General features: G+C 72.7%; 23 protein-coding genes, 1 tRNA gene and 4 pseudogenes. 18 read left to right on the top strand and 10 right to left on the bottom strand.

The features are described 5' to 3' along the window. The first annotated feature begins 23 nt into the window (after nucleotides 1-23). From E4N63_RS20205 to E4N63_RS20230, 5 genes are all read left to right on the top strand, one after another. Nucleotides 24-446, top strand: coding sequence for a DUF2510 domain-containing protein (locus E4N63_RS20205; protein WP_230241362.1), 423 nt, complete (start codon nucleotides 24-26; stop codon nucleotides 444-446). Between the two features lie 776 nt (nucleotides 447-1,222). After that, complete coding sequence (locus tag E4N63_RS31205) at nucleotides 1,223-1,888, top strand: RDD family protein (protein WP_230241363.1); 666 nt, start codon at nucleotides 1,223-1,225, stop codon at nucleotides 1,886-1,888. A gap of 370 nt (nucleotides 1,889-2,258) precedes the next feature. Then, the gene (locus E4N63_RS20215) at nucleotides 2,259-2,702 is read left to right on the top strand and encodes an RDD family protein (protein ID WP_230241364.1); all 444 of its coding nucleotides are present in this window, start codon (nucleotides 2,259-2,261) and stop codon (nucleotides 2,700-2,702) included. A gap of 801 nt (nucleotides 2,703-3,503) precedes the next feature. After that, on the top strand, nucleotides 3,504-5,894 hold the full coding sequence (locus E4N63_RS20225; protein ID WP_374112804.1) for an immune inhibitor A domain-containing protein: 2,391 nt from the start codon (nucleotides 3,504-3,506) through the stop codon (nucleotides 5,892-5,894). A gap of 124 nt (nucleotides 5,895-6,018) precedes the next feature. After that, nucleotides 6,019-6,339 (top strand): hypothetical protein, encoded by a 321-nt coding sequence (locus E4N63_RS20230; protein ID WP_125624428.1) that lies wholly within the window; start codon nucleotides 6,019-6,021, stop codon nucleotides 6,337-6,339. Nucleotides 6,340-6,478: 139 nt separating this feature from the next. On the opposite strand, the gene E4N63_RS20235 is transcribed toward E4N63_RS20230, so the two are convergent. Both E4N63_RS20235 and E4N63_RS20240 read right to left on the bottom strand, forming a co-directional pair. Continuing rightward, nucleotides 6,479-7,066: an isochorismatase family protein gene (locus E4N63_RS20235; protein ID WP_043471157.1), complete on the bottom strand. Its 588-nt coding sequence runs from the start codon at nucleotides 7,064-7,066 to the stop codon at nucleotides 6,479-6,481. 312 nt (nucleotides 7,067-7,378) lie between these two features. Further along, nucleotides 7,379-8,707 carry a nicotinate phosphoribosyltransferase gene (locus tag E4N63_RS20240; RefSeq protein ID WP_125624427.1) on the bottom strand — a complete coding sequence of 443 codons (1,329 nt, stop codon included), beginning with the start codon at nucleotides 8,705-8,707 and terminating at the stop codon, nucleotides 7,379-7,381. Between the two features lie 83 nt (nucleotides 8,708-8,790). On the opposite strand from E4N63_RS20240, the gene clpS reads away from it, so the two are divergent. From clpS to E4N63_RS20265, 6 genes are all read left to right on the top strand, one after another. Next, entirely contained in the window at nucleotides 8,791-9,102 is a 312-nt protein-coding gene (gene clpS / locus E4N63_RS20245) for an ATP-dependent Clp protease adapter ClpS (RefSeq protein WP_125624426.1), read from the top strand. Continuing rightward, nucleotides 9,102-9,695 carry a DUF2017 domain-containing protein gene (locus E4N63_RS20250; RefSeq protein WP_230241365.1) on the top strand — a complete coding sequence of 198 codons (594 nt, stop codon included), beginning with the start codon at nucleotides 9,102-9,104 and terminating at the stop codon, nucleotides 9,693-9,695. The genes clpS and E4N63_RS20250 overlap by 1 nt, the downstream gene beginning before the upstream one ends. Nucleotides 9,696-9,913: 218 nt before the next feature. After that, nucleotides 9,914-10,339, top strand: a complete 426-nt coding sequence (locus E4N63_RS20255) for a Mov34/MPN/PAD-1 family protein (protein WP_019711587.1) — start codon at nucleotides 9,914-9,916, stop codon at nucleotides 10,337-10,339. 89 nt (nucleotides 10,340-10,428) lie between these two features. Further along, nucleotides 10,429-10,530 (top strand): putative leader peptide, encoded by a 102-nt coding sequence (locus tag E4N63_RS31555; protein WP_019711586.1) that lies wholly within the window; start codon nucleotides 10,429-10,431, stop codon nucleotides 10,528-10,530. Nucleotides 10,531-10,653: 123 nt separating this feature from the next. Continuing rightward, nucleotides 10,654-10,983 (top strand): MoaD/ThiS family protein, encoded by a 330-nt coding sequence (locus tag E4N63_RS20260; protein WP_125624424.1) that lies wholly within the window; start codon nucleotides 10,654-10,656, stop codon nucleotides 10,981-10,983. After that, nucleotides 10,983-11,933, top strand: coding sequence for a PLP-dependent cysteine synthase family protein (locus E4N63_RS20265; RefSeq protein ID WP_125624423.1), 951 nt, complete (start codon nucleotides 10,983-10,985; stop codon nucleotides 11,931-11,933). Before E4N63_RS20260 ends, E4N63_RS20265 begins: the two co-directional genes overlap by 1 nt. Before the next feature lie 46 nt (nucleotides 11,934-11,979). On the opposite strand, the pseudogene E4N63_RS31560 reads toward E4N63_RS20265, so the two are convergent. Continuing rightward, nucleotides 11,980-12,500: pseudogene (locus E4N63_RS31560) on the bottom strand (type II toxin-antitoxin system PemK/MazF family toxin). Between the two features lie 291 nt (nucleotides 12,501-12,791). Here E4N63_RS31560 and E4N63_RS20275 point away from each other — a divergent pair. Further along, nucleotides 12,792-13,544: an MBL fold metallo-hydrolase gene (locus E4N63_RS20275; RefSeq protein ID WP_125624421.1), complete on the top strand. Its 753-nt coding sequence runs from the start codon at nucleotides 12,792-12,794 to the stop codon at nucleotides 13,542-13,544. 189 nt (nucleotides 13,545-13,733) lie between these two features. Here E4N63_RS20275 and E4N63_RS20280 read toward each other — a convergent pair whose 3' ends face one another. Then, the gene (locus tag E4N63_RS20280; RefSeq protein ID WP_125624420.1) at nucleotides 13,734-14,981 is read right to left on the bottom strand and encodes a PTS transporter subunit EIIC; all 1,248 of its coding nucleotides are present in this window, start codon (nucleotides 14,979-14,981) and stop codon (nucleotides 13,734-13,736) included. A gap of 314 nt (nucleotides 14,982-15,295) precedes the next feature. Next, nucleotides 15,296-16,567 (bottom strand): PTS transporter subunit EIIC, encoded by a 1,272-nt coding sequence (locus E4N63_RS20285; RefSeq protein ID WP_125624419.1) that lies wholly within the window; start codon nucleotides 16,565-16,567, stop codon nucleotides 15,296-15,298. Between the two features lie 232 nt (nucleotides 16,568-16,799). On the opposite strand from E4N63_RS20285, the pseudogene E4N63_RS20290 reads away from it, so the two are divergent. The 4 genes and pseudogenes from E4N63_RS20290 to rdgB form a co-directional block, all read left to right on the top strand. Then, nucleotides 16,800-17,069: pseudogene (locus tag E4N63_RS20290) on the top strand (glucose PTS transporter subunit EIIB); the annotation flags it as partial. Nucleotides 17,070-17,335: 266 nt separating this feature from the next. Continuing rightward, on the top strand, nucleotides 17,336-18,082 hold the full coding sequence (gene rph / locus E4N63_RS20295; protein ID WP_125624418.1) for a ribonuclease PH: 747 nt from the start codon (nucleotides 17,336-17,338) through the stop codon (nucleotides 18,080-18,082). A 385-nt stretch (nucleotides 18,083-18,467) separates the two neighbouring features. Then, a complete protein-coding gene (locus tag E4N63_RS20300) occupies nucleotides 18,468-18,860 on the top strand; it encodes a hypothetical protein (RefSeq protein ID WP_125624417.1) in 393 nt (130 codons plus the stop codon). Nucleotides 18,861-19,104: 244 nt separating this feature from the next. Next, nucleotides 19,105-19,716, top strand: coding sequence for an RdgB/HAM1 family non-canonical purine NTP pyrophosphatase (rdgB, locus tag E4N63_RS20305; RefSeq protein WP_125624416.1), 612 nt, complete (start codon nucleotides 19,105-19,107; stop codon nucleotides 19,714-19,716). Nucleotides 19,717-19,770: 54 nt separating this feature from the next. Here the strand turns inward: rdgB and E4N63_RS20310 are convergent. From E4N63_RS20310 to bcp, 4 genes are all read right to left on the bottom strand, one after another. Further along, nucleotides 19,771-19,846, bottom strand: a tRNA-Leu gene (locus tag E4N63_RS20310). Nucleotides 19,847-19,879: 33 nt separating this feature from the next. Beyond that, nucleotides 19,880-20,725 carry an HNH endonuclease gene (locus tag E4N63_RS20315; RefSeq protein WP_230241366.1) on the bottom strand — a complete coding sequence of 282 codons (846 nt, stop codon included), beginning with the start codon at nucleotides 20,723-20,725 and terminating at the stop codon, nucleotides 19,880-19,882. After that, complete coding sequence (locus E4N63_RS20320) at nucleotides 20,722-21,192, bottom strand: HNH endonuclease (protein ID WP_374112805.1); 471 nt, start codon at nucleotides 21,190-21,192, stop codon at nucleotides 20,722-20,724. Before E4N63_RS20320 ends, E4N63_RS20315 begins: the two co-directional genes overlap by 4 nt. Nucleotides 21,193-21,471: 279 nt before the next feature. After that, nucleotides 21,472-21,951: a thioredoxin-dependent thiol peroxidase gene (bcp, locus tag E4N63_RS20325; RefSeq protein WP_125624413.1), complete on the bottom strand. Its 480-nt coding sequence runs from the start codon at nucleotides 21,949-21,951 to the stop codon at nucleotides 21,472-21,474. A 215-nt stretch (nucleotides 21,952-22,166) separates the two neighbouring features. Between bcp and E4N63_RS20330 the strand changes: the two are divergent. Next, nucleotides 22,167-22,481 (top strand): annotated as a pseudogene (locus tag E4N63_RS20330) (DUF3618 domain-containing protein); the annotation flags it as partial. A 236-nt stretch (nucleotides 22,482-22,717) separates the two neighbouring features. Then, a complete protein-coding gene (locus E4N63_RS20335; RefSeq protein ID WP_230241367.1) occupies nucleotides 22,718-23,062 on the top strand; it encodes a co-chaperone GroES in 345 nt (114 codons plus the stop codon). Nucleotides 23,063-23,792: 730 nt separating this feature from the next. Here E4N63_RS20335 and E4N63_RS20340 read toward each other — a convergent pair. After that, nucleotides 23,793-25,829: pseudogene (locus E4N63_RS20340) on the bottom strand (transglycosylase domain-containing protein); the annotation flags it as partial. Nucleotides 25,830-26,002 lie beyond the last annotated feature (173 nt).

Consider the following 26,002-nt stretch of genomic DNA (forward strand, 5'->3'; position numbering starts at 1 on the left):
GAGCAGATACGGGACCACGGACAATGAGCGCCCCAACCTCAGGATCCGCCGACGGCGGCCCCGCCCCGGGCTACTACCCCGACCCGTCCATCCCGGGCTACATCCGGTACTGGAACGGCGCCTCCTGGGTGCCGGGCACGAGCCGTCCGGCCCCGGGCGAGGGGACGCGATGCCCGCCCCGCCGCCGGGAGCCGCCCCCGACCGTCCGCGGCGGTCCCGCGGCTCCCGCCGCGTCCCCGTCCTCCCCCCGCCGTCCTCCGCGGCCCCGTCCGGTGGCAGCAACTCCGTGCCCGCCCAGGACAGCACCGGCCCGATGTACTTCGACGAGATCGCCGGGGCCGCCGCCGCGGGAGCGCCGGGGAGGACGGACCGGGCGCGGCACCCGCGAGGAGTCCGCCCCGGTCCCGCGCCGGAGCCGGGGCCGGGGACCGGTCCGCGCCCGGTGACACCCGGCGGCCCGGCGGCCGGGAGGAGGCGGACGGGCCCCGGGGCACCGGCGGCGATCCCCGCGCCGCCGCTCCGGACACCGCCCCGGCCGCTTCCGCCCCCGGGGCCCGGAGCCGAGCGGCGGCCCCACCCTCGGCCTCGGTTCCGGCCGGGGCCCGACGCACGCCGCCCCGGCACCGGAGGGCCCACCCTCGGTCTGGGACCCGGCCGTTCCGGACCCGGCACGGCCCCCGCCGGGGCGACGAGGCCGGCGGCCCGCCCTCGGCCACCGCCGCCCGCGAGGGCACCATGACGCTCCGGGCGAGCGGCCCCGCCGCCGCTCCCGCACCCCGGCCCGGCGGACCCCCGCGCGGCGCAGGGAGCCCCGGCCGCCGCCCCGGGCGAGCGTGACGACCGCCCGGCGCCCGGACGCGTCCCGGACCAGGGCGGCGGACAGGCCCCGGCGCTCCGGCAGCGGGTGCCGATCCCCGGGCGGGCGCCGTGCCGCGCCCCGCCGGTGAGGGCACCCCGGCCCGCCCGGAGCCGGAGCCGCGGCCGCGCAGCCCCCGCGGCCCGCCGGCCCCGGTGGACGGCAGCGGCCCGCCGGTGCCCACACCCGGCGGCCCCGCGCCCGGCCCGGCCCCTCAGGGGCCGAAGCCCCACGGTCCGGACCCCCAGGGCCCGCAGCGCCGGACGCCCGGGCCCGAAGGCCCGGTACAGCGCCCCGCACTCCCCGACCCCGCCCCGGGCAGCCGTCCCCACCGCCTCGCCGCAGCCCGCGCCGGCCGCCGGTGCCGTGCCGTCGCAGCAGCCCGCCGCCGGCCGGCCCGCCGGACCGGCGGCCTCCTGGCCGCAGCAGGTGCAGCGGCTGGCGCAGCCCGGCGGCCCCGCCGCGGCAGCGGACGAGGGCACGGTCACCCCCTGGCGGCCCCCGGTCGAGGACCCCTTCCTGGCCGCCGTCCGCGCGCAGACGGCGGCCCGCCCGGCCGGGCTCGGGCGCCGCCTCCTCGCCCGGCTGATCGACACGGCCGTCCTCGGCGCGCTGCTGTCGGCCGCCGCGGTGCCGCTGGGCGTGCGCACGGCCGACCACATCGACGCCAAGATCGAGAACGCCGAGCTCACCGGTGAGACCGTCACCGTCTGGCTGCTCGACGCCACCACGGCCGGCTACCTCGGCATGTTCCTCGCGGCGCTGCTGCTCCTCGGCGCCGTCTACGAGGTGCTGCCCACCGCCCGCTGGGGCCGGACGCTCGGCAAGCGGCTGTGCGGGGTGCGGGTCATGGGCATCGAGTCGCACGAGAACCCGTCGTTCGCGGAGTCGCTCCGCCGCTGGCTGGTCTACAGCCTGCTCGGGCTGCTGGTGGTCGGCGTCGTCAACGTGCTGTGGTGCTTCGTCGACCGGCCCTGGCGGCAGTGCTGGCACGACAAGGCGGCCCGCACCTTCGTGGCGTCCGGCGGCTGACCGGGCGCCCGCTACCCCGGACAGCCCGCCCCGGGCTGCGCGCTCCACGCCGTCGCGGTCGACTGGCGGGTATGAACAGCGATCAGCCGGGGTCCCCGTCCGGCGAGCCGCCGGAGCACGACCCGTTCCGCAAGCGCCCGCCGGAGGGCGGACCGCCGCCGGACCACGCCTCCGCGGGCGGCGGCCCGGACAGCGCCGTACCGGGGGCGGCCCGTACGGGTCTCCGCCGCCCGGCGGCCCGCCTCCCGGCCCGCCCCGCCCGGCGGTTACGGCGCCCCGCCCCCGGCGGCCCCGGCGCGCCCCGCCCGGCGGACCGTACGGCGGCGCCCCCTACGGCAGTCCGTACGGGGGGCCGGATCCGCTGGCCGGGATGCCCCCGCTGGCGAGCCTCGGCCGCCGTCTGCTGGCCCGCATCATCGACGGTCTGCTGATCGGCATCCCCGTGGGGCTGGTGGCGGGCGGGCTGATCGGCGGCTACGGCTTCGGCGACGATGACGACATGGGGCAGTCGACCGGCGTCCAACTGGCCATTCTGCTGGTCTACTTCGTCTACGAGGGGCTCATGCTGAGCCGGTCCGGCCAGACGGTCGGCAAGATGCTGATGAAGATCCGGGTGGCGATGGTCGCCAACGGGTCGGTGCCGGCCGGGAACCCGGGCTGGACGCGCGCGGCGGTCTACTCGCTGCCGCAGCTCGTGCCGTGCATCGGCTTTGTCTTCTGGCTGGTCAACGTGCTCTTCTGCACCTGGGACAAGCCGTTCCGGCAGTGTCTCCACGACAAGGCGGCGAAGACGGTGGTGGTCTCCACGCGCTGAATCCGGCCGTCGCGGCCGGAACCCTCAGGAGCCCCCGGGCATGGTCCGGGGGCTCGCTGCTCTCCGGTCAGCGGTGGCCGGAGGACGGGGAGGCACCGGCGCCGGCCCGGGGCCGCGCCGTGTGCTCGCGGGGGCCGGGACGGAGACCGTCCGGCGGGGCACGGGGTCCGGTCGACGGCGCGCCGGGCGGCGGCGGGGACGGCGCGCGGCCCGGAGACCGTCACGGCGACGAAGAGGCCGAGTGCCAGCCCGGCGAGGGCGATCGAGGCGATGCCGGCCACGGACCGGGTCTGGGAGAGCACCAGCATGACCATCGTCGAGCAGACGACGGTGGCCGAACCGTAGGCGAGCTGTGCGGCAGTCGGACGCGGCATGGCGGATTCCGTCCTCGGAACAGGGTCTTGGGGGATGGTCGAGTCTTCGCGCACCCCGGGACGGCGGGACCGGCGGCGGGCCGGTATCGTCGTCAACTCCCCGGGAGAAACGCAGCGTTCGCGCCGTTTCATGACTCTACGATGCTGTCTGCCCGAGCGGAACTTCCCGCAAGCGTGACCTGACCCTCACTCCAGGTGCACGGGGGGCGCACGGATTCATCGCCCGTTCCACGGGCTGAGACGGGTGCGCCTGTTCGGATGTCGCCCATGGTCGGCGCCGGGAAAGTGTCCGATTACCGATCTTGAAAAGCCGGTGAACGTACACCTGTGGCGTGTTCAAGTCAAGATCTGTCTTTTCTGCGTCAAGTCGGATCCAATGCCCTGCGGAAGACGCAGCACTGGGTAACACCCGGGAGGACAGCGCCAAGTGAGAACCCATCGGAGAGTCGGCGGAGCCGCGGCTCTGGCCACCGTGGTCGCCGCCATGGGCGCGACCGCCCTGCCGGCCGTGGCGGCCGAGGCGGAGGACGGCCGGTCCGGCGCGATCGAGCGCCAGGACCCTGCGCCCGCCAAGACCCATGTCGAGCACGACCTCGAGGGCCCGTTCAGCGAGCGCCAGAAGGCGCAGCGGGAGAGCGCCCTCCAGCAGGTGCTGTCCGGCGAGGCCAGGACGACCAAGCGCGGCGCCTCGCGCGTCGTCAAGCTCGACCGCGGCAAGTACGTCGAGCTGGCCCGCGAGAAGACCGACAAGATCTTCACCATCCTGGTCGAGTTCGGCGACAAGGTCGACGACACCACGATGTTCGACCCCGACGGTCCGGACGGACCCGAGGAGCCGTTCCCCAAGTACGGCGGCACGCCCGGCCCGCTCCACAACGAGATAGCCGAGCCCGACCGCGCGGTGGACAACAGCACCGAGTGGCGCGAGGACTTCGACCGGGAGCACTTCCAGGACCTCTACTTCTCGGAGGAGAAGGGCGAGGAGTCCCTCAAGAAGTACTACGAGAAGCAGTCCTCCGGCCGCTACTCGGTCGACGGCACCGTCTCCGACTGGGTCAAGGTCGAGTGGAACGAGGCCCGTTACGGCTCGAACTACTGCGGCAGCAGCAACTGCGCCAACGTCTGGGACGCGGTGCGCGACGGTGTGACCGCCTGGGCCGCGGACCAGAAGGCGGCCGGCAAGACCACCGAGGAGATCAAGGCCCAGCTCGCCGAGTACGACACCTGGGACCGCTACGACTTCGACGCCGACGGCGACTTCAACGAGCCCGACGGCTACATCGACCACTTCCAGTTCGTGCACGCCGGTGAGGACGAGTCCGCGGGCGGCGGTGTCCAGGGCGGCGACGCGATCTGGGCGCACCGCTGGTACGCGTACGGCGTCAACGCGGGCAGGACCGGCCCGGAGAACAACAAGGCCGGCGGCACGGAGATCGGCGACACCGGCGTCTGGGTCGGCGACTACACCGTGCAGCCCGAGAACGGCGGCCTCGGCGTCTTCGCGCACGAGTACGCCCACGACCTCGGCCTGCCGGACCTGTACGACACCTCCGGCACCGGCGAGTCCTCGGTCGGCTACTGGTCCCTGATGTCCTCCGGCTCCTGGCTGGGCGACGGCGAGGAGTCCATCGGCAACCTGCCCGGCGACATGACCGCCTGGGACAAGCTGCAGCTCGGCTGGCTGGACTACGACACGGCCAAGGCGGGGAAGCGCTCCTACCACAAGCTGGGCGTGGCCGAGTACAACACCAAGGACGCCCAGGCCCTCGTGGTCGAGCTGCCGGACAAGTCGAAGACCACCACCGTGGTGAAGCCCGCCGAGGGCGCCACCCAGTGGTGGAGCGACATGGGTGACGACCTCAAGAACACCCTGTCCCGCCCGGTCGACCTGACCGGCAGGTCCGCGGCCTCCCTCCAGCTCAAGGGCTGGTGGGACATCGAGAAGGACTACGACTACCTCTACGCCGAGGTCTCCACGGACGGCGGCGCCAACTGGAAGCCGCTGGACGGCACCGCGAACGGCGAGGCCATCCCGCGCGACGGCGGCGGCGAGCCGGCCCTGCACGGCGCCTCCGGCGAGTACCGGGACCTGGTCTACCCGCTGGACGCCTACGCCGGCCAGAAGATCGACCTCCGCTTCCGCTACCAGACGGACGGCGGCCTGGCGATGATGGGCTTCGCGGCCGACGCGATCTCCGTCACCGCCGACGGCGAGACGCTGTTCACGGACAACGCCGAGGACGGCGACAACGGCTGGACCGCCGACGGCTTCAAGCGCATCGGCGAGTCGTTCACCAACGAGTACCCGCAGTACTACATCGCCGAGAACCGGCAGTACGTCTCGTACGACAAGACCCTCGAGGTCGGCCCGTACAACTTCGGGTTCCCGGACCGGCCGAACTGGGTGGAGCACTTCCCCTACCAGAACGGCCTGATGGTCTGGCTGTGGGACACCTCGCAGCACGACAACAACGTGGGCGTCCACCCCGGTGAGGGCCTGATCCTCCCGGTCGACGCGCACGCCGTCCCGGAGAAGTGGAGCGACGGCACCCTGATGCGCAACCGCATCCAGGCGTACGACTCCCCGTTCAGCCTGTACCGGACGGACGGCTTCACCCTCCACAAGGACGGGGAGCCGGCCAAGGTGAAGGCCAAGAAGGGCGTCCGGGTCTTCGACGACCACAAGGGGACGTACTGGTACGAGTCCAACCCGACCGCCGGGGTGAAGGTTCCTGACACCAACACCCGCATCCAGATCCTCAAGGAGACCCGCAGCGGCTCCAAGATGATCCTGAAGGTCGGCCCCTCGACCAAGTAATCGGGTAAAACCGCAGGTCAAAGCTGGTTCGGCCGCCGCCCGTGACGGGCGGCGGCCGATTGCCGTCTAGGATGCGGGGACGAGCTTCTTATTGACACCCGCGCCTCGCGGGGGAGGGAGGGACATGGCCGGCGGAGGATTCACCAGACTCCCGGGCGGCAGTGTCGTCGTCGCCCTCTCCCTGCCCCGGCCCGCGCCCCGCGGAGCCGTGGAGACGTCCCGGGTGCGGGTTCTCGTCCACGCGGCGAACCGGCCCCGGGCCCTGACCCGGCTGAAGAACCACGGGCTGCGCGCCGTCCATCTGCGGGGCAACGCCGAGCCGCCCACCCCGGACGAGGTCACCGCCGTGCTGCACCACCCCGACGGCCTGCTGTGGCGCTCGGTGCCCGACGACGCCACGGAGCTCTGGCACCCCATCGCGAGCCTCATGCGCCCCGCGGCCTGAGCCGCGGGCCCACCGGCCCTCCCGGCCGGGCACCGCGCTCGCGGGGCGCCGGCCCGTACGCCGCAGGGGGCGGGGAGGGGCGGGGACGCCGGACCGGGCCCCGGCCGGTCCCGGCACGTGCCGCAGGGGAAGGCGGCCGTCAGCCCACGACCGGCTTGCCCTGCAGTTCCACACCCGCTTCGCGCAGCTCCTCCAGGGCCCGCTCGGTGCTGTCCGGGGCGACGCCCGCCGTGAGGTCCAGCAGCACTCTGGTCCGGAAGCCCTCGCGCGCCGCGTCCAGGGCGGTGGCGCGGACGCAGTGGTCGGTGGCGATGCCCACCACGTCGACCTCCTCGATCTCCTTCTCGCGCAGCCAGTCGGCGAGCGGGACGCCGTTCTCGTCCCGGCCCTCGAAGCCGCTGTAGGCGGCCGCGTGCGCGCCCTTGTCGAAGACGGTGTCGATGGCGCCGGAGGCGATGGCGGGGGCGAAGTTGGGGTGGAAGCTGCTGCCCTCGGTGCCCGCGACGCAGTGGGCCGGCCAGGAGGTCTTGAAGTCCGGGTTGTCGGAGAAGTGGCCGCCCGGGTCGATGTGGTGGTCGCGGGTGGCGACGATGTGGCGGTAACCGGCCGTCGACTCCGCCACCAGATCGGTGATCTCGGCGGCGACGTCGGCGCCGCCGGCGACCGCGAGGCTTCCGCCCTCGCAGAAGTCGTTCTGTACATCGACGACTATCAGTGCACGGTGCATGGTGCGGGCCCTTCGGCTGGTCGAACGGCGGGGACGGACCTCCGCGGGAGGCCGGACAACCGTCCCGTGACCCAGGGTAGGAGACGGCGTCCGGACCCGTGGGGCAGGGGGCGGGGACCGCCCGGTGCCGCCCGGGCGGGTCAGGTCCCGGGGTGCGCCCGCCGTGGGGCGGGTGGAGCGGGCGGCGTCGTTGCCGCCGGGGGTCGTACCGGGCGCGTGGGCGCCCGCGGGCGCGGGGACGGTGGGATCCGCGGTGTGCCCGGAGCACTACCGCCGTACCCGCGCCGCACGGGCGCTACACGTCCCCGCCCGCTACACGTACTCGGTGGGGAGCACCGGCTCGCCGCTGCTGAGCTGCATCGCCGACAGCGGAAGGCGGGCGCGGACGGCGAGATGGCGGTCGCGCACGGTGTCCAGCGGCTCCCGGGCCAGCACCTCGCCGGCCCGTACCAGCTCCACCTGCAGCAGCCCGTCCTCGTACTCCGGGGGCACCGGGCCGGTGCCGACGACCTCGGCCTCGGCGGTTCCCTCGGCGTCGTACCGGCGCGCCGCCCACTTCCGGCCGCCGATCGAGGTCTTGCCGCCCAGCGACTTCTTCGCCACCGGCACCAGGGGTGCCGCCGGGTCGGCCGACTCGGCGCGCGCCACGAGCTTGTAGACCATGGAGGCGGTCGGGTGGCCGGAGCCGGTCACCAGCCGGGTGCCCACCCCGTACGAGTCCACGGGGGCGGCGGCCAGCGAGGCGATGGCGTACTCGTCGAGGTCGCTGGTCACCACGATCTTCGTGTCCCGCGCGCCCAGGGCGTCGAGCTGCGCCCGCACCCGGTGGGCGACCAGAAGCAGATCGCCGGAGTCGATGCGGACCGCGCCCAGCTCCGGCCCGGCGATCTCGACGGCCAGCCGGACGGCCTCGGCCACGTCGTAGGTGTCGACCAGCAGGGTGGTGCCCCGGCCCAGGGACTCGACCTGGGCGGTGAAGGCGTCCCGTTCGCTGTCGTGCAGCAGGGTGAAGGCGTGCGCGCTGGTGCCCACGGTCGGGATGCCGTACCGGAAACCGGCCGCCAGTTCGGAGGTGGCGGAGAAGCCGCCGGCGTACGCGGCGCGGGACGCGGCCACGGCCGCCAGCTCGTGGGCGCGCCGGGCGCCCATCTCCAGCAGCGGACGGGAACCGGCCGCCACCGACATCCGGGACGCGGCGGCGGCCACCGCCGAGTCGTGGTTGAGGATCGACAGGATGACGGTCTCCAGCAGCACGGCCTCGGCGAAGCTGCCCTCGACGCGGAGGACGGGCGAGCCGGGGAAGTACACGTCGCCCTCGCGGTAGCCGCTGATGTCGCCGCGGAAGCGGTAGCCGGCCAGCCACTCCAGGGTCGGCTCGTCCACCACCCGCCGCTCCCGCAGGTAGCCGAGCATCTCGGGCTCGAAGCGGAAGTTCTCCACGGCGTCGAGCACCCGGCCGGTGCCGGCGACGACCCCGTAGCGGCGGCCCTCCGGCAGCCGGCGGGCGAAGACCTCGAAGACCGAGCGGCGGCCGGCGGTGCCCGCCCGCAGTGCGGCCTGCAGCATGGTCAGTTCGTAGTGGTCGGTGAAGAGCGCCGTCGACGGCACGGCCACCGGCAGCCCCAGGTCTGCTGAGTTCATGACAGCGATGCTAACCCCATCTCGTCACTTTGACGATTTCTGGGACCGGTCCGTTTGTGCGATGTACGCCACTGGATGGCAGCATGGACCCTGTGAGTGTCGCCCCCATCGAGATCGAGCAGACGGAGACCGGCGGAGCGCCCTCGGAGGTGCCCGAGCCCGATGTCCCCTGGGTGACGATCGTGCACAACGACCCGGTCAACCTCATGAGCTATGTGACCTACGTCTTCCAGGCGTACTTCGGCTACTCGAAGGACAAGGCGAGCAAACTGATGCTCGATGTGCACCACAAGGGCCGCGCCATCGTCTCCAGCGGCAGCCGCGAGGAGATGGAGCGCGACGTCCAGGCCATGCACGGCTACGGCCTGTGGGCCACCCTGAGCCGGGACCGCTGATGCCGGGCATGTTCGAAGCCGTCCCGGGCGGCGGGGCCGCCGTCGCGCTCGACCCGGTCGAGGCCTCCATCCTGCGCAGCCTCGCCGTGCAGCTGCTGGAGCTCGTCGGCCCGGGCGACGAGCCCGCCGACGGGGCCGACCCGCTGGACGCCCTCTTCGCCGACGGCCCCAGCGACCCCCCGTCCGACCCGGCCCTGGCCCGGCTCTTCCCCGACGCCTACGGGGACCCGGAGCGCGAGCCCGGCGGTGACGAGGAGAAGATCCGCGAGTACGCCGCCGAGTTCCGCCGCTACACCGAGAACGACCTGCGGGCCCGCAAGCGCGAGGACGCCCTCGGCGTCGTCCGGGCCCTGGACCGGCTGCCCGCCCCCGAGGACGGCGAGGCCCTCCTCGAACTCGGCCCGGAGGAAACCCGGCAGTGGCTCGGCACCCTCAACGACCTGCGGCTGGCCATCGGCGCCCGGCTGGAGATCACCGAGGACGACCAGGAGCTGTACCGGCTGCCCGACAGCGACCCGCGCAAGCCCATGGTGATGGCCTACCTCTGGCTCGGCGGGCTCCAGGAATCCCTGATCGGGACGCTCACGGCCTGACCGCCCCCGGCCGTGCCCGGGCTCTGCCACCGGCCCGGCCCCGCCGGGTTCCGCACCGTGAGCGGGATCACCCCGCCGGGCCCGCGCGCCCCGTCCCCGGGCTTCCCGGCTCCGTCCCGGGGCCCGCCCCGGACCGTCCCACTCCGTGGTCCGGCACCGTCTCACCAGGAGGACACCTCCCTGCCGGTGCCCCCGGGTGCCGCCATACCCTAGGAGGCATGCTGACCATCACCCAGGATCTCCACGACCGGATCGTGGCCCACGCACGCGCCGACCACCCCGACGAAGCGTGCGGTGTGATCGCCGGCCCGGTCGGCTCCGGCCGCCCCGAACGCTTCATCCCCATGCTGAACGCGGCCCGCTCTCCCACGTTCTACGAGTTCGACTCGACCGACCTGCTCAAGCTCTACCGGGAGATGGACGACCGCGACGAGGAGCCGGTGGTCATCTACCACTCCCACACCGCGACCGAGGCGTACCCCTCCCGCACGGACGTCACCTACGCCAACGAGCCCGGCGCGCACTACGTCCTGGTCTCCACCGCCGAGTGCGGCAACGGCGAAGGCCCGGCGGAATTCCGGTCGTTCCGCATCACCGAGGGTGAGATCACCGAAGAGGACGTGAAGATCGTCCCCGCGTACTGAGCCCCTCCGGCGGCCCCGGCGTCCAGCGCACCGTCCACGCTGCGAGACGCGTATCCGGCACTCGGACGGGGAATCGATACGATGCCCTCATGGTTGTCCACGGCGTGAGCGACAAGACCCCGGGCCCGCTGCTCGTGGCGCGGCTGCACGTCGATCTGTGCCGCCTCGCCAGCGCGATCTGTCCCCGCTGAGCCTCCGGGGCCCCACCATCACGCCCCGGCACGGTCCCCGTCCGCGAACCGGCCCGGGGACCCGCCCCTGCCCTTGTCCCGCCGCGCGCACCCCGACCCCTCCCCGACAGGAGCACCCTGCCCATGTCCATCCAGGTCCGCATCCCGACCATCCTCCGCACCTACACCGACGGCCAGAAGTCGGTCGAGGGCAACGGCGCCACCATCGAGGAGCTCTTCACCGACCTCGAAGCACGGCACACCGGCATCCGCGAGCGCCTGGTCGACGACGGCAACCTGCGCCGGTTCGTCAATGTGTACCTGAACGACGAGGACGTCCGCTTCCTCGACGGCATCAACACCAAGCTCAGCGACGGCGACAGCGTCACCATCCTCCCCGCCGTCGCGGGCGGCTCGGCGCACGCCGGGCAGGACCGCGCCGGCCGGACGCACCGCCTGAAGCGGACCCGCTGATGCGGTACGACAGTCCGCTCGCCGCGGTCGGCCACACCCCCCTGGTGCGGCTGCCGCGGCTCTCGCCGTCCGACGACGTCCGCATCTGGGCCAAGCTGGAGGACCGCAACCCCACCGGCTCCATCAAGGACCGCCCCGCGCTGCACATGATCGAGCAGGCGGAGAAGGACGGCCTGCTCACCCCCGGCTGCACCATCCTGGAGCCGACCTCCGGCAACACCGGCATCTCGCTCGCCATGGCCGCCCGGCTCAAGGGCTACCGCATCGTCTGCGTGATGCCCGAGAACACCTCCGAGGAACGGCGCCAGCTGCTCGCCATGTGGGGCGCGGAGATCATCCCCTCCCCGGCCGCGGGCGGCTCCAACACCGCGGTCCGCATGGCCAAGGAGATCGCGGAGAAGAACCCGGACTGGGTCATGCTCTACCAGTACGGCAACCCCTCCAACACCGGTGCCCACTACGCCGGCACCGGCCCGGAGATCTTCGAGGACCTGCCCTCCATCACCCACTTCGTGGCGGGCCTCGGCACCACCGGCACCCTCATGGGCGCCGGCCGCTACCTCCGCGAGCGGAAGCCCGACGTGAAGATCGTCGCCGCCGAACCGCGCTACGACGACCTGGTCTACGGGCTGCGCAACCTCGACGAGGGCTTCGTCCCCGAGCTCTACGACGAGTCGGTGCTCACCACCCGCTACTCGGTCGGCTCCGAGGACGCGGTCGTCCGCACCCGCCAACTCCTGCGCGAGGAAGGCATCTTCGCGGGCATCTCCACCGGCGCCGCGCTGCACGCCGCCATCGGCGTCGGCCGCAGGGCGGTCCGGGACGGCGAGTCCGCCGACATCGTCTTCATCGTCGCCGACGGCGGCTGGAAGTACCTCTCGACCGGCATCTACACCGCCGCGACCACGGAAGAAGCCGTCGAAGCCCTCCAGGGCCAGCTCTGGGCCTGACCGGACCCGGCCGGCCTCCCGCGCACCGCGCGGGAGGCCGCCACCGTCACCCCGCGAGATGCCGGACCCGGCTCCACACCGAACGGTCCACCTCGCCGACCCGGCGCCGGAACTCCGCCAGCGGCACGTCCCGCAGCTCGTCCGTCAGATAGCTCCTCCGGCCCGCCCGGTCACCGACCGAGCCCGGCGGCAGCTCCACGACCCCCGGGCGCGCCCCCTGGTCCCGGCTGGTGATCTTCACGACCCGGGCCGAGCCCCCGCGCACCGACAGCACCAGACAGGGCCGGTCCTTCGACCCCGGACCGTCCTCGTACGGCACGTCCGCCCACCAGATCTCCCGCGCCCGGGGCGCCGGCAACGCCCCGGCGGGCCGCTTCCCCGGGCGGACGCCCGGACGGGTACGGGGCCCGGGCCGCGGCCGCTCCCGGGCCGCCCCGGCGGCCGGAGCCGCCCCCGGGCGGCGGCGGGCACGGCCCGGCGGTGCACCCGCCCCCAGCCGTCCACCACCGACGCCACCAGCGCCAGGACCACCACCACGGCCAGCGCCACCCACACCCATGTGTCCATGACCACACACCTTTCCCGGACCGGCCGGCTCCCGACCGTATGCCCACACCGCTCTGCCTCCACCGCACCCCGCCCCGCGAACAGGACGTTCGGTCCGCGCCCCCGGAACCGAACCCTCCGCCGGTTTCACCCCCGTACCGGTGAAGTGCCGGGTGAGTTCCCCCACAACAGCCCGCGACAGAGGGGCGACCAGCCCTTTCGCGCCTTACGCTCGACAAACCGTACGGCCCCCGGATCCTCCCCCGCGCCAAGACCAGCCGGGGGACTGAAGCCCTCGGAGGTTCCCGCTTCATGAAGCTCACCGTCGTCGGCTGCTCCGGGTCGTTTCCTTCCGCGGACTCGGCCTGTTCGAGCTACCTCGTCGAAGCCGACGGCTTCCGGCTGCTCCTCGACATGGGCAACGGCGCCCTGGGCGAGCTGCAGCGCCACTGCGGTCTCTACGACCTCGACGCCGTGATACTGAGCCATCTCCACGCCGACCACTGCATCGACATGTGCGGCTACTTCGTGGCCCGCTACTACCGGTACGAGGGCGGCCGTCCCGCCGCCATCCCGGTCTACGGGCCCGAGGGCACGGAGCAGCGGCTCTCCGCCGCCTATGACGACGTGCCCTCCGAGAAGTCGATGAGCGAGGTCTTCGACTTCCGCACGCTCAAGCCCGGCACCTTCGAGATCGGCCCCTTTACCGTCCACACCGACGAGGTGAGCCACCCCGTGGAGGCCTACGGCTTCCGCATCGAGCACGGCGGCCGGGTGCTGACGTACTCCGGCGACACCGGCCCCTGCGAGGCGCTGGCGGGCCTCTCCGAGGGCGCCGACCTCTTCCTCTGCGAGGCGTCCTTCACCCACGGCAAGGAGGACCTGCCGGAACTGCACCTCAACGGCCGGGAGGCCGGGGAGCAGGCGCAGCGGTCCCGGGCGGGGCGGCTGGTGCTGACCCACATCCCGCCGTGGACGGACGCCTCCGTGAACCTCCGGGACGCGCGCGAGGTCTTCGACGGCCCCGTCGAACTCGCCCGCCCGGGCGCCGTCTACGAGCTGTAACCGGCGCGGGAACGCTCGGCGGGAGCGGTAACGGGATCCGGGTTCCATGGTCCCACCCGGGTCCCGTTTCCCCTCCTGCCGAGCCGTTCCCCCGCCGCGGAATCCGTTCCCCCGCCGCGAAACGGCAGCGGCCGTGCCGGGATGTCCGGCACGGCCGCGCTTCTCGTTCCCGTGAGGCCTTCCGTGAGGTCAGGCCTTGGTGAGGTCCTCGACCTCCTCCTCCGGTTCCCGGCCCGGGGTGGGCAGGTTGAACTTGGTGATGACGAAGCGGAAGACCACGTAGTAGACCACCGCGAACACCAGGCCGACCGGGATGATCAACCAGGGCTTCGTCGCCAGATGCCAGTTCAGCGTGTAGTCGATGAAGCCGGCGGAGAACGTGAACCCGTGGTGTACGCCGAGGGCCCAGGTGACCGCCATGGATATCGCCGTCAGCACCGCGTGCAGGGCGTAGAGCAGCGGCGCGATGAACATGAAGGAGAACTCGATCGGCTCGGTGATGCCGGTCACGAACGAGGTCAGGCCGACCGAGAGCATCATGCCCAGCACGGCCTTGCGGCGCTCGGGACGGGCGCAGTGCGCGATGGCCAGCGCGGCGGCCGGCAGACCGAACATCATGATCGGGAAGAAGCCGGTCATGAAGAGCCCGGCGCTCGGGTCGCCGGCGAAGAACCGGTTGAGGTCACCGGTGACGGTGTCGGCCCCGTCCTTGAACGAGCCGATCTCGAACCAGGCCACCGTGTTCACGAACTGATGCATACCGACCGGGATCAACGCCCGGTTGACCAGGCCGAAGAGACCGGCGCCCAGCGCGCCCAGCCCGGTCAGCCACTCGCCGACCGCGTGGATACCGTCCCCGATCGGACCCCATACCAGCCCGAACACCACACCCACCAGCGTGCCGACGAAGGCCATGATGATCGGTACCAGCCGGCGGCCGTTGAAGAAGCCGAGCCAGTCGACCAGCTTGGTGCGGTGGTAGCGCTGCCAGAACACCGCGGCCAGCAGACCCATCACGATGCCGCCCAGCACCCCGGGGTTGTGGTATTGCGCCGCGACGTCCGCGCCCTCCTTGACCTGCGCCTCGGCGACGGGGAACGCGGTCAGGACGTTCTTGTAGACCAGGAAGCCGACGAGGGCCGCGAGCGCGGTGGAGCCGTCCGCCTTCCTGGCGAAGCCGATGGCCACACCGATGCAGAACAGCAGCGGCAGATTGTCGAAGATCGCGCCGCCGGCCGTGGCGAAGACGGCCGCGACCTTGCCCCACTCCAGGCCGTCCGCACCGAAGACGTCGGGCTGGCCGAGGCGGAGCAGGATGCCGGCGGCGGGCAGGACGGCGATGGGCAGCTGGAGGCTGCGCCCGACCTTCTGCAAGCCCTGCCACAAACCGGAGCCCCGCTTTTTCGCGGGAGCCGCGTTGTCAGTCGTCGTACTCATCGGGTTCCTTCCGGAGCGGATGCGGACCCGGGACCCCGGCCCGTCGGGACACCACGCCGCGCGGTCTACACCAAGTGGTTTAGACCTCTTGTACCACGCTCCGAAACGCTGAGGAAGCCTCCGGCCAAAGCTTCGGCATCACAACTGTGCATACTCGCGGAAGCCCCGGTTCCAGCGACGGGAACCGGGGCTTCGGCCTGCGGAAGGGCAAGTGGGGACAGCCGTCCGGGGGTTGGCGGGCAGGGGTGCGCGGAGGGCCGCGGAGCCGGGGACGGGGAACGGCCGGAGGGCGAGAGGCGGGAGCGGCCGGCGGGCTACGGGGCCGTGGTCCCCTTGTCCATGGCCTCTCCCACCTCTTCCGGCTCCCGGCCCGGAGTGGCCAGGTCGAACTTCGTGATGGCGAAGCGGAAGACCACGTAGTAGACCACCGCGAAACACAGCCCGATCGGGATGATCAGCCAGGGTTTGGTCGCCAGATGCCAGTTGACGATGTAGTCGATCAGCCCTGCGGAGAAGCTGAAGCCGGCGTGCACCCCCAGCGCCCAGGTGACCGCCATCGAGACCCCGGTCAGCAGCGCGTGGACGCCGTACAGCACCGGCGCGACGAAGAGGAAGGAGAACTCGATCGGTTCGGTCACCCCCGTGACGAAAGAGGTCAGACCGACCGAGAGCATCATGCCCGTGACCGCCTTGCGGTGCTCGGGGCGGGCGCAGTGCGCGATGGCCAGCGCGGCGGCCGGCAGGCCGAACATCATGATCGGGAAGAAGCCGGACATGAACTGCCCCGCGTCCGGGTCCCCGGCGAAGTAGCGGGTCAGATCGCCCTGCACCGTCTCCCCCTCCGCGCCCTCGAACTCCCCGGCCTGGAACCAGAAGAAGGTGTTCAGGAACTGGTGCATACCGATCGGGATCAGCAGCCGGTTGGCGACCCCGAAGATCCCCGCACCCCACTCGCCCATGTCGATCAACTGCCGGGCCACCCACGTCAGCCCGTCGCCCACCGGCTCCCACAGCAGTCCGAACCCCACCCCCAGAATCGTGCAGAGGAACGCCATGATGATGGGCACCAGCCGGCGGCCGTTGAAGAAGCCGAGCCAGTCGACCAGTTTGGTGCGGTGGTAGCGCTGCCACATCACGGCGGTGAGCAGACCGATGAGGATGCCGCCGAGCACCCCCGGGTTCTGCGGCTCCCCGTCCGGCATCGCCTCGGTGACCGACCCCTCGACCGGGAAGGCCGCCAGGACGTTGTGGTAGACGAGGAAGCCGACGACGGCGGCCAGCGCGGTCGAGCCGTCGGCCTTCCGCGCGAAGCCGATCGCCACCCCGATGCAGAACAGCAGCGGCAGCCCGAACGCCCCGTCCAGGATGGCGGTGCCGCCCCCCAGCAGCACCTGGGCGGTCTTCCCCCAGAAGTCGCCCCCGCCGTAGGCCTCGATCAGATTGCCGAGGCTGACCAGCAGGCCGGCCGCGGGCAGGACGGCGATGGGAAGTTGCAGACTCCGCCCGATCTTCTGCAGTCCCTGGAAGAGTACGGATGTCCAGGATTTCTGCGGCCGCCTGCCGGCGGTGGTGGCCTCCGAACTCATCCGGTCCTCCCGATCCACTCGCTTCGCACCGGCCCGCCACCCAGGGGTTGGCAAGCGCGGCATACTGGTGTAGACCAGTTGCCGGGTGCGTCTGACGCCACCGCACCCCCGGGCGCGGCACCGGTGTCCGCCATCCTTCGCCAGATGGCGGACGGATGCCCGCGAAGGTGGGCCAAACGTGCGTTAGCGTGAGGAAGCGGTCGGCGGGCCGCCGCAGTACCGAGAGAAGCGTGCTGAGACCAGCGTGCCGAGAACACCAGGAGTGGACATGGCCAGCAAGGCTGAGAAGATCGTCGCCGGGCTCGGCGGGCTCGACAACATCGAGGAGGTCGAGGGCTGCATCACCCGCCTCCGCACCGAGGTGGCCGACCCCTCCCTCGTCGACGAGGCCGCGCTCAAGGCCGCCGGTGCCCACGGCGTCGTCAAGATGGGCAGCGCCGTCCAGGTCGTCATCGGCACCGACGCCGACCCCATCGCCGCCGAGATCGAAGACATGATGTAGCCGGTCCCGGCCACGGCGCCGGCCCGCTCCCCCGCGGCCCGGTCCCGTCACCGGCCACCCGGCCCCGGACTTCCGAGGGTTCCGCTGCCCGCCGCCTCCCCGCGCCGCCCGGAGCCCTCGGTGGCTCCCGGGGCCGCCCCTGCCCCGGGGCCCGGACGACCGGGCACCGGGGCCGTCTCGGGCCCGCCTCACGTCCGCCCCGCCATCTCCGGGCCCCCCGCGGACAACCGGAACGGCGTCTCCCGGACAGCCGATAGGGTCGGGGCATGCTTCTCAACGATGGCGTCCGCATCGACGGCCGTGCCCCCGGCCAGCTTCGCCCCGTCACGATCGAACGCGGCTGGAGCAAGCACGCCGAGGGCTCCGTCCTGATCGCCTTCGGTGACACCAAGGTGTTCTGCACCGCCAGCTTCACCGAGGGCGTGCCGCGCTGGCGCAAGGGCAGCGGCGAGGGCTGGGTCACCGCCGAGTACTCCATGCTGCCCCGCTCCACCAACACCCGCGGCGACCGCGAGGCCGTCCGCGGCCGGATCGGCGGTCGCACCCACGAGATCTCCCGCCTCATCGGCCGCTCGCTCCGCGCCGTCATCGACTACAAGGCGCTCGGCGAGAACACCGTCGTCCTCGACTGCGACGTCCTCCAGGCCGACGGCGGCACCCGCACCGCCGCCATCACCGGCGCCTACGTCGCTCTCGCCGACGCCATCGGCTGGGCCCAGGGCAAGAAGCTGATCAAACCCGGCCGCAAGCCCCTCACCGGTACCGTCGCGGCCGTCAGCGTCGGCATCGTCGGCGGCGTACCGCTCCTCGACCTCTGCTACGAGGAAGACGTCACCGCCGAGACGGACATGAACGTCGTCTGCACCGGCGACGGCCGCTTCGTCGAGGTCCAGGGCACCGCCGAGGGCCAGCCCTTCGCCCGCGAGGAACTCGACGGCCTCCTCGACCTCGCCGTCACCGGCTGCACCGAACTGGGCGCCACCCAGCGCGCAGCACTCGACTCCACGGCCTGACCGGCCGCGGCGGGCGGGCCGGGAGCGGGCGGGCCGGGAGCGAGCGGTGCCGGGAGCAAGGGGTGCCGGTGGCGAGCGGTGCCTGCCGGGCACGCGTCCGGCCCGGGTTCGACCCGAACCCTGCCCGCCGGGCTGAACCGTGCCGCGCCGTCCCGGCCCCGTGATACGACGGGCCGGCCGCGCCCGTACCGAGGACCCAGGACGGCAGGGGCCGGCCCGTACGTACCGGCCACGGCCACTGGCCGTTCCCCGGCCGTTCCCCGGCCGGATCCGGGCGGGCGGCGGCACCGGGGACAACTCCGCCGCCCGGGCATGCGTTAATACGGGTACGTACGGGCGTACGGGCCCCCGTCCGCCCACCCGCACCAGGGGAGGACCGCCGTCCATGGCACCGCGCCGCCGTACCACCACCGCCGTCACCGCTCTCGCCGCCGCGGCGCTCGCCGTACCGCTCCTGACCGGGTGCGGTGCCGTCGAGAAGGCCTTCGACTGCGCCCGGACCGCCGCCACGATCACCGAGGCCGTCTCCGACCTCCAGCAGGCCGCCACCGACGCCGCCGAGAACCCGGCCGAGTCCATCGACGCCCTCGACCGCATCGAGCGGAACGTCGACACCCTCGGCAAGGAGACCGACGACGCCGACCTCAGCAAGGCCGTTGAGAAGCTCGACACGGCGGTCCAGGAAGCCCGCGACGCCATCAAGGACAACCGCACGCCGGACCTCACCCCCATCACGGACGCCGCGGGCGAGATCACCCAGGTCTGCTCCCCGGGCTGACGCGGAGCCGCACCGGCAGCCCGTCCTCCGCCGACGGCGCCGACCCGGCCCGAACGGAAGCGGCGCGCCCCATCAGGCCCGGCGCGCCGCACCCGGCCCTGTTGCGCCCCCGCCCCGGGCGCGGCCCGGACCCGGCCGCCCGCCGGGGGCGGGACCGCGGCGGAGCGCCCCCAGAGGAGCCACGGCGGGCCGGTATCGCGCCCGGCCGGACCGGCGGGGGCGCGGGGCGGAATAATCGCTCCCCATGAAGCGCCTGATCCTCGCCACCCGCAACACCCACAAAGTGACCGAACTGCGCGCCATCCTGGCCGACGCGGGCCTCGGCGCCGAAGACGTCGAACTCGTCGGCGCCGACGCCTACCCCGAGATCCCGGACGTCAAGGAGACCGGCGTCACCTTCGCCGAGAACGCCCTCCTCAAGGCGCACGCCCTCGCCCGGGCCACCGGCCACCCCGCGGTCGCCGACGACTCCGGCCTCTGCGTCGACGTCCTCGGCGGCGCCCCGGGCATCTTCTCCGCACGCTGGGCCGGCCGGCACGGCGACGACAAGGCCAACCTCGATCTCCTGCTGGCCCAACTCGCCGACATCACCGACGAACACCGCGGCGCCCACTTCGCCTGCGCGGCCGCGCTGGCCTTGCCCGACGGCACCGAACGCGTCGTCGAGGGCCGCCTCACCGGCACCCTCCGCCACACCCCGGCCGGCACCGGCGGCTTCGGCTACGACCCCGTCCTCCAGCCGGACGGGGAGACCCGCACCTGCGCCGAACTCACGCCGGAGCAGAAGAACGCCATCAGCCACCGCGGCAAGGCCTTCCGCGCCCTGGCCCCGCTGGTACGCGAACTGCTGGGCTGAGCCGGGCCGATGGTACGAGAGGCGCAGCACCCGGAGTGCTGCGCCTGCCTGATGTGGGCCCGGTGGGACTCGAACCCACGACACACCGGACCTAAACCGGCGCCCTCTTGGCCAGCTGGGGTACGGGCCCTGCAGAGGATCACTCTACTGCGTGGGGCGTGCCTCATGCCTTCTCCCGGGAGGAACGCCTTCGGGAGAAGGTCCTGGTCTGACTGTGGCAGGAAGGGCACAGATAGCGGAGGTTGCCGACCCGGTTGTCCAAGGGGTCACCGTTGATGTGGTCGACCTCCAGCACAAGTCGCTTGCCATGCCATACATTTCCGGTTCCGCACGCTGTGCAGCGGTGGGGTACCCCGCGCTCGTCGAGTGCGCGGCGGAGGAGAGCTGTCTTGGTGCGCGGCGCGCCCGGGGGCAAAGGCCTGAGAATCGCTTCGGCCGTTTTCCGGCGGGGCGAGGGGATACCCCGGCCTTGCCTTTGGCCGGTGAAGTGCGCCGTTGACAGCCGGTAGGCGCTCAGACCGTGTGCGATCCGCCGGCGGGTACTGCTGTTGTCGGGAAGACCGAGGTGTCTGAGGACTCCGGCAATGCTGGTCGAAGCCTTGACGGCCGCCGTCAGCTCATTCTGCGGGGGCAGCGCCGGTCCGCGCCCCCATCCACCGGTGAAGTGTGAGGTGTCGATGCCCAACGCGTCCAGCCTTCGGCGGATATGGCTGTAGGCGCTGTCGTACGGCGGCACGCCGATGCGGTCCAGCACGCCGCGGACGCTGGTGCTGTGAGCAGCGGCCTCCTCCAGCAGAGCGCGCGGGTACGTACGCCGCGGACTATCGGGAAGCGGCTCGTTGGTGAAGTGCGCACAGTCGATGCCGTAGTGGTCCAGGCGCCTGCGCAGATAAGCCAGGGAGCCCGAGCCCAGCGGGGTTCCGAGCCGACGCAGCATGTCGACCAGGCTGCTGGACTCGGCGGCCGTACGGGCCAAGAGGTCGGGCGGGTAGCGGCGGGGGGCCCTCATGCCGGTGCCCGCCGGGGCCGGTTCCGGTTGTTGCGCCCGCGGTAGGAGTCCGTCACGGTGTGGCAGTTGGGGCAGAGCAGGCGCAGGTTTCCCGGGCGGTTGTCCCACCAGTCACCGTTGATGTGGTCGACCTCCAGTCGCAGGGGTCTGCCGTTCCAGACGGGTCCGGTGCCGCACATGGCGCACCGCTCGGGAACGCCTCTGCGCAGCAGCTCGCGCAGAAGCCGTTTTCCGGGAACCCTGCCGTCGGACGGCGAGCCCAGCACCAACCGGTCTCCCAGGGCGCCGCGGGGCCTGCTCGGCCGGACGATCGTGAAGTGCGAGGTGTCGATCCCGAGTGTCGCGATGCGGCGGGCGATGTGCGTCTGGTTTCCGCCGACCGGATTGATGCCGAGGCGCCGTACGACTTCAGCAGTGCTGTGGGACAGCCGTACCGCCTCGCGCAGGCGCTCCTCGGTGTGTCTCACGCGGAGATCCCCGAAGTGCGAGATGTCAATCCCGGCGTCGCGCATTTTCTGCCGCAGGGTACGGCGGCTGCCGGGCGACGGCGTGCCACCGCACCGCCGCACGGCCTCGTCCAGCGATGACGACGCCCTGGCCGCAATCAACAGCATCTCTCGGGTGTAGACGCGACGTGCCATGGCCTTGCCCCTCCCCGCTCACCGTCATTCGGTCACATGACGTGGTGTCGAACTGGGCAACGAGGAGGGGCGATGCGGGTTACGCCGGACGAGCCACCGGCCCGGTCAGGCGCCCGGCTGGACGGACAGGTCCTTGAGGAGCTTGGCGACGTGGCCCGTGGCCTTGACGTTGTAGAGGGCGCGCTCCACCGTGCCGTTCTCGTCCACCACGACCGTGGAGCGGATGACGCCGGTCACCGTCTTCCCGTACAGCTTCTTCTCGCCGAAGGCGCCGTACGCCTCCAGGACCGACTTCTCCGGGTCGCCGACGAGGGTGACCCGCAGGTTCTCCTTGTCGCGGAACTTGGCGAGCTTCTCCGGCTTGTCCGGGGAGACCCCGATGACGTCGTAGCCGGCGCTCGCCAGCAGCTCCAGATTGTCGGTGAAGTCGCAGGCCTGCTTGGTGCAGCCGGGGGTGAGGGCCGCCGGGTAGAAGTAGACGATGACCTTGCGGCCGGCGTGGTCGGCGAGGGACACCGGCTTGCCGTCCGCGTCGGGCAGGGTGAAGGCGGGGGCGGTGTCGCCGGGCTGCAGTCGCTCGCTCATGGTTCTCCTCGGTGGTGACAGGACGGACGGCCGGACGGCTCCGGGGCCCGGAGTGCCCCGGTGGCCGGAGGGCTCTCCCCGAGATTAACCGGGCGGTACGACGGATCGGCTGGGGTGCCGGGGGGCAACGCTGGGCAGGAGCTGACAGACTGTCCATCGCGGACGACCAGCACGGACGGAAACACCGATCAACTCAGGACGACGGAGGCAGCGCGGTGTCGGATGCCAGGACCCCGGCGCAGATCGAGGCGGATATCGCCCGCAGGCGCCAGGAGCTCGCCGTGACGCTCGACGAGATCGCGGTGCGGGTGCACCCGAGGACGATCGTCGGGGACGCGAAGGTGAAGGCCGTGTCGGCCGTGGACCGTACGGCGGGGCGGGCCTATGTGGCGGTGAACCGCGCGCTCAACGACGTACGCGGCGCTTTTGTTTCGGAGCAGGGCGAGCCGCGGCTGGAGCGGATCGTCCCGGCGGCGGTGGCCGCGGTGGCGGTGGTGGGCCTGCTGGTCACGGTCTCGTCCCGGCGCGGTGGCGCCGGCGGGCGCTCCGGGGACGGGGACGGCGGCGCTGAGCCGGGCGGCGGGCGCCGTCCGGTCGTCCTCCCGGTGGCGCGGGCCGCCGTGGCGGCCGTCTCCCGCTGCCGTGACGGGCGGATCCGCCGGTCTCCTCGGACCGCGGCCGGCCCGCCTTCCCGGCCCGCCCCCGTGGGTCCGGTGATGCCGGGCCCGTGGCGTTCCGGGGGTGCGGGGGCAGGTACCGTCATGGCGTGAGCCGGAACGTTACGCACGATGACAAGTTGCCCATCCGCATGCTGCACGACCGGGTGCTCGTCCGCACGGACATCGCGGAGGGCGAGCGGCGCTCCACGGGCGGCATCGTCATCCCCGCGACCGCCGCGGTCGGCCGCCGCCTGGCCTGGGCCGAGGTGGTGGCGGTGGGGCAGAACGTCCGGACGGTGGAGCCGGGCGACCGGGTGCTCTACGACCCGGAGGACCGGGCCGAGGTCGAGGTCCGCGGGGTGGCGTACGTCCTGATGCGGGAGCGGGATCTGCACGCGGTGGCGGCCGAGCGCCTGGAGGGCGCGGAGGATTCCACGGGGCTCTATCTCTGATCCGCGTCTCTGATCCGCGTCTCCGATCCGCCGGGCCGTCCCCGAAGTCGGGATCGGGGACGGCTCCCGGCCGTCCCCGGCCCGTCGCCGGGCGGATCCCCGGCCCGGCGGCCCCGTCAGGTGGTCGTGCTCGCCGTGTCCGCGCCCGCCGTGTCCGTGCCGCCCCCGCCGTCGGTGCCGCCGTCCGTTCCGCCGGTACTGTCCGTGCCGCCGGTGTCTCCGCCGGTTCCGCCGGTGTCACCGCCGGTGCTGCCTCCGCTGTCGGCGCCCCCGTCCGTGCCCCCGTCGGTACCTCCGTCCGTGCCGCCGGTGTCGTCGCCTCCGCTGCCTCCGCTGCCCTTGCCGTCGTCGGTGGGCGGGGTTCGGAGGCGGTGGGCGGTGCGGAGGTCTCGGGGCCGTCCGTCCCGCCGGTCTCCCCGGGGTTCTCGGCGGCGCCGGTCTCGCCGGTGTCCTCCCAGGGGCCTTCGGCCTCCCCGGCCTCTTCGAACGCGTCGCCCGGTGCGCCGGGGTCGGGGTCGTTCGCGCCCTCCATCAGCTTGAGGTCGAATTTCTGCGCCGGGCTGCCCTTGAGGGCCGCGGCGGTGTACTGGCCCCAGATCTGGGCGGGGTAGCCGCCGCCGTTGATCCGGGCCAGCCCGGTGGCTCCGTAGAGCTTCTTCTGCTCGCCGGTCTCGGAGTCCTGGCCCATCACCGCGACGACGGTGGCGAGGTCGGGGGTGTAGCCGGCGAACCAGGCCGCGCGGTCCTCCTCGGCGGTGCCGGTCTTGCCCGCGGCGGGGCGGCCGGCGGAGGAGGCGGCGGTGCCGGTTCCCTTCTCGACGACGCCCTTGAGGACGGAGGTGGTGGTGTCGGCGGCCTCGCGGCTGACGGCCCGTTCCGTCTCCTTCCGCGGCAGGTCGAATACCCGCTCACCCTTGGTGATCTTGGTGACGAGGACGGGTTCGCGGTGTTCGCCGTGGTTGGCGAGGGTGGCGTACGCCTCGGTCATGTCGAGGACGCTGGCGGTGGCGACGCCGAGGGCCACTGAGGGGTCGGGGGTGAGATCCGGGGTGTCCTCGGGCAGCCCGAGGCCGACGGCGGTGCGGCGAACGGTGGCGGGGCCGACGTCCTGGGCCATCTGCGCGTAGACGGCGTTGACGGACTTGTCGGTGGCCTCGGCGACCGTGAGCTGCCCGTAGCTCCGCTCGTCCTCGTTCTCCGGCTTGTAGTCGGTCGCCCCGGACCGGGCCTGTACGGCGCGGCCGCTGGTGCCGTCGTAGCGGGCGTTCGGTGTGATGGGGCGGCCGTCGAGGGTCTTGGAGCCGTTGTCGACGGCGGCGGCGAGGACGAAGGGCTTGAAGGTGGAGCCGACCTGGTAGTCGCGCCGGGTGGCGTTGTTGACGTACTGCTCGGTGAAGTCGATGCCGCCGTACATCGCGACGACCTTGCCCGTCTTCGGGTCGATGGAGGCGCCGCCCGCCCGCACATAGCGGTCGACCTTGCGCTCCTTCTTGTCGAGCTTGGACATCAGCTGTTCGTCGACGGCTTCGACGAAGGCGTCCTGCCGCTTCCGGTCGATGGTGGTGACGATGCGGTGGCCGCCCGCTTCGAGGGCGTCCTCGCCGATGATGCCGTGGGCGGAGAGGTACTGCTTGACGGCCTCGACGAGGTAGCCGCGCTGGCCGCTCATCCCGGAGGAGGGCCGCCCCTCGGCGGGGGTGGGGAACTCCATGCGGGAGCGCTCGGAGCGGCTGAGCCAGCCCTCGTCGACCATGCCGTCCAGGACGTAGTTCCAGCGGGCGAGGGCGCGGGCCTTGTTCTCCGGGTGGGTGGCCATGTCGTAGTAGCCGGGGGCGTTGAGGAGCGCGGCGAGGTAGGCGCCCTCGGCGGTGGTCAGGTCCTCGACGTGCTTGCGGTAGTAGGCGTGCGCGGCGGCCTGGATGCCGTAGGCGCGGCGGCCGAAGTAGCTGGTGTTGAGGTAGCCCTCGAGGATCTCGTCCTTGCTCGTCTCGCGGTCGAGCTTGATGGCGATGATGAATTCCTTGGCCTTGCGGGTGAGGGTCTGGTCCTGGGCCAGGTAGTAGTTCTTCACGTACTGCTGGGTGATCGTCGAGCCGGACTGTTTTCCCTTGCCGGTGGCGGTGTTCCAGGCTCCGCGCAGCATGGCCTGCGGGTCGACGGCCGACTCGGTGTAGAAGTCGCGGTCCTCGGCGGAGAGGACGGCCTGCCGGACGTGTTCGGGCACCCGGTCCAGCTCGACGTTCTGGCGGTTGACGTCGCCGTCGGTGGCGAGCTGGGTGCCGTCGGAGTAGAGGTAGACGTTGCCCTGCCGGACGGCGTGCTCGTTGGCGGCCGGGATGCCGACGAGCAGGTAGGCGGTGGCGAAGCCGCCGCTGAGGAGGAGGACGGTCAGCAGGACGCCGCCCAGCACCATCCGCCAGGTGGGCAGGTAGCGGCGGAAGCCGGTGCGCTGCGCGCGGCGGGCGGCCCCGGTTCCGGCGGTACCGGCACCGGAGGCCCCGGCTCCGGCGGCAGCGGTACCGGTCCCGGCGTCAGCGGTACCGGTACCGTGCCCCTCTCCGGCCCCGTCCGGGGCCCCGTCCGCGGCCCCGTGCCCGGCGTCCCCGACGCTCTGCCCGCTGTCGCCGCCCGCCTCCGGTGCGGCCGCCGGCTCGGTGGCTCCCGGTTCCGGTCGCCCTCCCGGCTCCGGCTCCGGCCCGTTCCCCGGTTCCCGCTCCGGCTCCGGTTCCGGGGAAGGCGGCTTCTGGTGCTGCGGCTCGTCGCTCATATGTCTGGGGACTCCTCGGCCGCCACCGAAGGTTGTACGGCGGCGATCACTGTCGGGCGGGCTGATCAGCGGGCCTGCGCCACGAGGCGGACTGTCGCGTCATCATTTCCGCGTGCTGGGGCCGGGGTGCCCGGCGGCGCTGCCGGGACACACCGAAGGCCCTCCCGGGCCAC

This window comes from Streptomyces sp. MNU89 (assembly GCF_020982505.1).
GTDB lineage: Bacteria > Actinomycetota > Actinomycetes > Streptomycetales > Streptomycetaceae > Streptomyces > Streptomyces xinghaiensis.